We start from the raw sequence: 5885 nt of genomic DNA on the forward strand, positions 1-5885 counted from the left end.
CGTCGGGAGCAGCCCGGTCGGCGCCTCGGCCGCCGAGGGCTCCCACACCGTCGAACTGCGCTCCACCGCCGAGGGGTTCACGGCGCCGGCGACCACCCGGCCCGGGCTCACCACCTTCAATGCCTCGACCACGCAGCAGGGCAAGGGCTGGATCGGCCTCGTCCGGCTGACGCCCGGGGTGAGCTGGGACGACTTCACGCACGACCTGTTCCGCGCGCTGGGCAACACACCTGCCGAGGTGCCCCAGGGCGCCAAGGACCTGAACCGGGACGCCACCCTGCTCGGCGGGCTGGTCATCCACGACGGGCAGCCCGGCTCCTTCACCCAGCGCCTCTCTCCGGGCACCTATCTGCTGTTCGACTACCTCGCGGTGGCCGATGCCCAGCCCCGCTACCGCTGGCTGACGGTGTCCGGCAGCACCGTGGACCAGGGTCTGACGCCGACCGCGACGGTCGTGTCGAAGAACGTGCCGGGCACCGGTCCCCGCTTCGAGGTCCAGGGCAAGGTGCGGGCCGGACAGCCCGTGCGGTTCGTGAACCGGATCCCGGGCCAGGTCAACGAGTTCCTCTTCGTACGGATCGCGGAGGGGACGACCGAGGCCGACCTGAAGGCGTACTTCGACTCGATGCCGGACGACGGCAGCTTCCCGCCGGGCTCGCCCTTCACCTCGGTCAGCCTGGGAAGCCTCCCGCTGTCCACGGACCGGTCGACGGTGGTGAAGGTCCCGACCGGGACGGGCCCCTATGCGCTCATCACCTGGAACAAGGACGCCACCGACGGCATCAAGCTCGTCAAGAAGGGCCTGTTCACGATCGTCGACGTCGACTGAGGGAGTTCTCCCATGCTGTCCCACACCCTTCGATCGCGCGGCGAGGCCGCCCTGGCCGACCGGCTCGCGCTGTCGGCCGCCACCACCGAGGGTTCCCAGTTGGCGACCGCCGACTTCCACGGCTGGCTCGCCGAGCGCGGCCGGGCCAACGCGTTCCGCGTGGACCGCATCCCGTTCGCCGAGTTGCAGGGCTGGTCGTTCGAGGAGTCCACCGGAAACCTGGTGCACCGCAGCGGCCGGTTCTTCACGGTCGAGGGCCTGCACGTCACCGAGCGGGACGGCCCCTACGGCGACGGCCCGTACGCCGACTGGTACCAGCCCATCATCAAGCAACCCGAGGTCGGCATCCTGGGCATCCTCGTCAAGGAGTTCGACGGGGTGCCGCACTTCCTGATGCAGGCCAAGATGGAGCCCGGCAACCCGAATCTGCTCCAGCTCTCCCCCACGGTCCAGGCCACCCGCAGCAACTACACCAAGGCCCACCAGGGCGCGGACGTGAAGTACATCGAGCACTTCGTCGGCCCCGGCCGCGGCCGGGTCGTCGCGGACGCCCTGCAGTCCGAGCACGGCTCCTGGTTCTTCCGGAAGTCCAACCGCAACATGATCGTGGAGGCGGTCGGCGACGTCCCGCTCCTCGACGACTTCTGCTGGCTCACCCTCGGTCAGATCGGCGAGCTGCTGCACCAGGACAATGTCGTCAACATGGACTCACGGACCGTGCTGTCCTGCCTGCCCCTGCCGGCGACGGCGTCCGGCGCACTGCTCACCGACATCGAGCTGCTGTCCTGGATCACCGGGGAGCGCGCCCGGCACGACGTGCACGCCGAACGCGTACCGCTGGCCGGACTGCCCGGCTGGCGGCAGGACGAGATGACCGTCGAGCACGAGGAGGGCCGCTACTTCAACGTCGTCGGGGTGGCCGTCCAGGCCGGCAACCGCGAGGTCACCAGCTGGACCCAGCCCCTGTTCGAGCCGGTCGGCACCGGCGTCACCGCCTTCCTCACCCAGGAGTTCGACGGCGTCCCGCACGTCCTGGTGCACGCCCGGGTCGAGGGCGGCTTCCTGGACACCGTGGAGCTGGGCCCCACCGTCCAGTACACGCCGGGCAACTACGCCCACCTCGCGGAGAAGGACCGCCCGCCCTTCCTCGACTCGGTCCTCGACGCGTCGCCCGACCGTGTCCGCTACGGTGCCGTGCACTCGGAGGAGGGCGGCCGGTTCCGCAACGCCGAGAGCCGCTATCTGATCATCGACGCCGCCGAGCACGACGCGCCGCTCGACCCACCGCCCGGCTACACATGGGTCACCCCCGGCCAGCTCACCTGGCTCGTCCGCCACGGCCACTATCTCAACGTGCAGGCCCGCACGCTGCTGGCCTGCCTCAACGCACTCCCGGCGAGGGCACGTTGAGCGCGGGCACGGTGGCCGGGGCCCCGGTGCGGATCGGGGTGCTGGGCTGCGCGGACATCGCGGTGCGGCGCATGATGCCCGCCTTCGCCGCCTCCCCCGGCCTGGAGATCGCGGCGGTCGCCAGCCGTGACCTCGCCAAGGCCGAACGGGTCGCCGAACGCTTCGACTGCCACCCGGTCCAGGGGTACGCCGAGCTCCTGCGACGCGACAACATCCAGGCCGTGTACGTGCCGCTGCCCGCGGCGCTGCACGCCAGGTGGGTGGAGGCGGCGCTCGACGCGGGCCTGCACGTCCTCGCCGAGAAGCCCCTCAGCACGGATTCCGCGACCACCGAACGGCTGCTGTGCCTCGCCGCCGCCCGGGGGCTCGCTCTGATGGAGAACGTGATGTTCGTCCACCATCCCGTGCACGAGGCGGTGCGGCGCCTCGTCGCGGACGGCAGGATCGGTGAACTCCGCACCTTCCAGGCGGCGTTCACCATCCCCCGGCTCCCCGACGACGACATCCGGTACGTCCCCGAGCTCGGCGGCGGCGCACTGGCGGACGTGGGGCTCTATCCGCTGCGGGCCGCCCTGCACTTCCTCGGGCCGGACGTCGAGGTCGTCGGTGCCCATCTCGCGAACGGCGCGGGGCGCCTGGTCGAGACGTCCGGCGCCGCGCTGCTGCGCACACCCGGCGGAGTCACCGCGCAGATCACCTTCGGCATGGAGCACGCATACCGCTCCGGGTACGAACTGTGGGGCAGCGAGGGCCGGATCACCGTCGACCGTGCCTTCACCCCGCCCGCCGATCACATCCCCGTGATCACCGTGCAGCGTGGCGCGGACATCGAGGAGATCCGGCTCCGGCCCGCCGACCAGGTCGCGGCCACCGTCAGGGCCTTCATGTCGGCGGTGCGGGCGGGCACCTCGCCGAGCGCCGACACGCTACGGCAGGCGGTGCTGCTGAGTGACGTGCGACGAGCGGGAGCATCGGGTGATGGAACGTCAACAACCAGTGTGGACAAGCACGTTGGAAGTCTTTCTGCTGTCTCCGAACCGTCGGCCTGAGGAGGACGGTGCCGCGTTCCCCTCGTACGGACCCGGGGCCCTCGACCAACTCGACGAGCTCGACGAGGCCGAGCGGCGGCGGGCCGCCGCCTTCCGGCGCCCGGCCGACCGGGATCTGTACGTGGCGGCGCACATCGCTCTGAGGCGGGTGCTCGCCACGTACGTCGGGATCCCCGCGCGCAAGCTCGCCTTCGCCCGTGCGGACTGCCCCCGGTGCGGGGGCCCGCACGGCAGGCCCGTACTCGCCGCGCCCGGCTCCGTCCCGCACTTCTCGCTCTCGCACAGCCATGGCACGGCGCTCATCGCCGTGGCCGCCCGCCCGGTCGGCGCCGACGTGGAGCGGCTGCCGACACCCGAGCGGGTGGAGGTCTGCCTGCCCTCCCTGCATCCGTACGAGCAGGCGGAACTGCGACGCCTGGAGGGAGCGGACCGGCAGGCGGGCTTCGCCCGCGTCTGGGCGCGCAAGGAGGCATACCTGAAAGGCACGGGCGCCGGAATCGGCCGCTGGATGTCCGAGGTGTACGTCGGCGCCGGCGGCCCGGAAGCCCCGCGAGGGCCGGACGGCTGGACCGTACGGGACGTGCCGTGCCCGGCGGGCCACGCGGCGGCCGTCGCGCTCCACGGCACACCGCCCACGCACACCGTCGTGCGTGAACTGCCCGGGGATCTCCGGTCCCTGACCAGTCACTGATCGGGAGGGCACACGTATGACCATCATGGAGGAGCGGCGGCCGACGGCCACGCACGTCGAGGAGCTGGCCAGGCTCAAGAGGCAGGTGCACGAGGGTCCCGGCGAACGCGCGACCTCGGCCCAGCACGCCCGCGGCAAGCTGACAGCCCGTGAACGCATCCAACTCCTCATGGACGAAGGCACGTTCAGCGAGGTGGAGCCGCTGCGGCGGCACCGGGCGACCGGCTTCGGTCTGGAGGCGAACCGCCCCTACACGGACGGCGTGATCACCGGCTGGGGCACCGTGCACGGGCGCACGGTCTTCGTGTACGCCCATGACTTCCGCATTTTCGGCGGCTCGCTGGGCGAGGCCCACGCCACGAAGATCCACAAGATCATGGACATGGCCATCACGGCCGGCGCACCCCTGGTGTCCCTGAACGACGGTGCGGGCGCCCGCATCCAGGAGGGCGTGTCCGCGCTCGCCGGCTACGGCGGCATCTTCCAGCGCAACACCCGCGCCTCGGGCGTCATCCCGCAGATCAGCGTGATGCTGGGCCCGTGCGCCGGCGGCGCCGCGTACTCCCCGGCCCTGACGGACTTCGTGTTCATGGTCCGCGAGACCTCGCAGATGTTCATCACAGGACCTGACGTCGTCAAGGCGGTCACCGGCGAGGAGATCACCCAGAACGGCCTGGGCGGCGCGGACGTCCACGCGGAGACGAGCGGCGTCGCGCACTTCGCGTACGACGACGAGGAGACCTGCATCGCCGAGGTGCGGTACCTGCTCTCGATGCTGCCGCAGAACAACCGCGACGTCCCGCCCCGGGTGGACCCCGACGACCGGGCGGACCGGCGCACCGACGCCGTGCTTGACCTGGTCCCCGTGGACGGCAACCGGCCGTACGACATGACGAAGGTGATCGGGGAACTCGTCGACGACGGGGACTACCTGGAGGTCCACGAGCGCTGGGCCCGCAACATCATCTGCGCACTTGCCCGGCTCGACGGCCAGGTGGTGGGCATCGTCGCCAACCAGCCGCAGTCCATGGCCGGCGTCCTCGACATCGCGGCCAGCGAGAAGGCGGCACGCTTCGTGCAACTGTGCGACGCGTTCAGCATCCCGCTGGTGACGCTGCTCGACGTGCCGGGCTTTCTGCCGGGCGTGGACCAGGAGCACGGCGGCGTCATCCGGCACGGCGCGAAACTGCTCTACGCCTACTGCAACGCGACCGTGCCGCGTATCTCCCTGATCCTGCGCAAGGCGTACGGCGGTGCGTACATCGTCATGGACTCGCAGTCCATCGGCGCCGACCTGACCTACGCCTGGCCGACGAACGAGATCGCGGTGATGGGTGCGGAAGGCGCCGCCAACGTTGTCTTCCGCAGGCAGATCGCCGCCGCCGACGACCCCGAGGCGATGCGCGCCAGGCTGGTCAAGGAGTACAAGGCCGAGCTCATGCATCCGTACTACGCGGCGGAGCGCGGCCTGGTCGACGACGTCATCGACCCCGCCGAGACCCGTACGGTACTCATCCGCTCCCTGGCGATGCTGCGCACCAAGCACGCGGAACTGCCCTCCCGCAAACACGGCAACCCCCCACAGTGACAGGAGAGTTCGTGACCACCAGCGTTCCGTCCATCCAGGTGTTGAAGGGAGAGGCCGGCCCGGAGGAGCTCGCCGCCCTGACAGCCGTCCTCCTCGCCGGCAGTGCGCGACGTCCCGCCCCGGACGGCGACGGTGCCCGTGCGGCATCGCGGCGAGCCGGATGGCAGCGTATGGGCCATACCTCCGGGTACGGCGCGCCACAGAGTTGGCGTACATGAGCGCCGCCCCCCTAGGCCTCCGTCAGGCCCGCATACGCAAGGTGTTGATCGCCAACCGTGGCGAAATCGCTGTTCGTGTCGCCCGGGCGTGCCGAGACGC

At 70.9% G+C, this 5885-nt stretch carries 7 protein-coding genes; all 7 read left to right on the forward strand.

Annotated elements, in window-relative coordinates:
- Positions 1–829: hypothetical protein (locus tag O3Q52_RS47400; protein ID WP_269654668.1), on the forward strand; the 829-nt coding region annotated here is incomplete at its 5' end.
- Positions 830–841: 12 nt separating this feature from the next.
- Positions 842–2239 (forward strand): NDP-hexose 2,3-dehydratase family protein, encoded by a 1398-nt coding sequence (locus tag O3Q52_RS47405; protein WP_269654669.1) that lies wholly within the window; start codon positions 842–844, stop codon positions 2237–2239.
- Positions 2236–3288, forward strand: a complete 1053-nt coding sequence (locus tag O3Q52_RS47410) for a Gfo/Idh/MocA family protein (protein WP_269654670.1) — start codon at positions 2236–2238, stop codon at positions 3286–3288. Before O3Q52_RS47405 ends, O3Q52_RS47410 begins: the two co-directional genes overlap by 4 nt.
- Positions 3251–3979, forward strand: coding sequence for a 4'-phosphopantetheinyl transferase superfamily protein (locus O3Q52_RS47415; protein WP_269654671.1), 729 nt, complete (start codon positions 3251–3253; stop codon positions 3977–3979). Before O3Q52_RS47410 ends, O3Q52_RS47415 begins: the two co-directional genes overlap by 38 nt.
- Positions 3980–3995: 16 nt before the next feature.
- On the forward strand, positions 3996–5567 hold the full coding sequence (locus O3Q52_RS47420) for an acyl-CoA carboxylase subunit beta (RefSeq protein WP_269654672.1): 1572 nt from the start codon (positions 3996–3998) through the stop codon (positions 5565–5567).
- 38 nt (positions 5568–5605) lie between these two features.
- On the forward strand, positions 5606–5785 hold the full coding sequence (locus O3Q52_RS47425) for an acyl-CoA carboxylase epsilon subunit (protein WP_332113011.1): 180 nt from the start codon (positions 5606–5608) through the stop codon (positions 5783–5785).
- A partial coding sequence (locus O3Q52_RS54310) for a biotin carboxylase N-terminal domain-containing protein (RefSeq protein ID WP_332113012.1) occupies positions 5782–5885 on the forward strand: 104 nt, incomplete at its 3' end. The genes O3Q52_RS47425 and O3Q52_RS54310, both read left to right, overlap by 4 nt.

The organism is Streptomyces sp. ActVer (genome assembly GCF_027270795.1).
In the GTDB taxonomy this organism is placed as follows: Bacteria; Actinomycetota; Actinomycetes; order Streptomycetales; family Streptomycetaceae; genus Streptomyces; species Streptomyces umbrinus_A.

What these genes read in the sequence shown, in the direction of transcription:
- O3Q52_RS47405 (WP_269654669.1), top strand. Translation starts at nt 842, where the DNA reads ATGCTGTCCCACACCCTTCGATCGCGCGGCGAGGCCGCCCTGGCCGAC.
- O3Q52_RS47420 (WP_269654672.1), top strand. Translation starts at nt 3,996, where the DNA reads ATGACCATCATGGAGGAGCGGCGGCCGACGGCCACGCACGTCGAGGAG.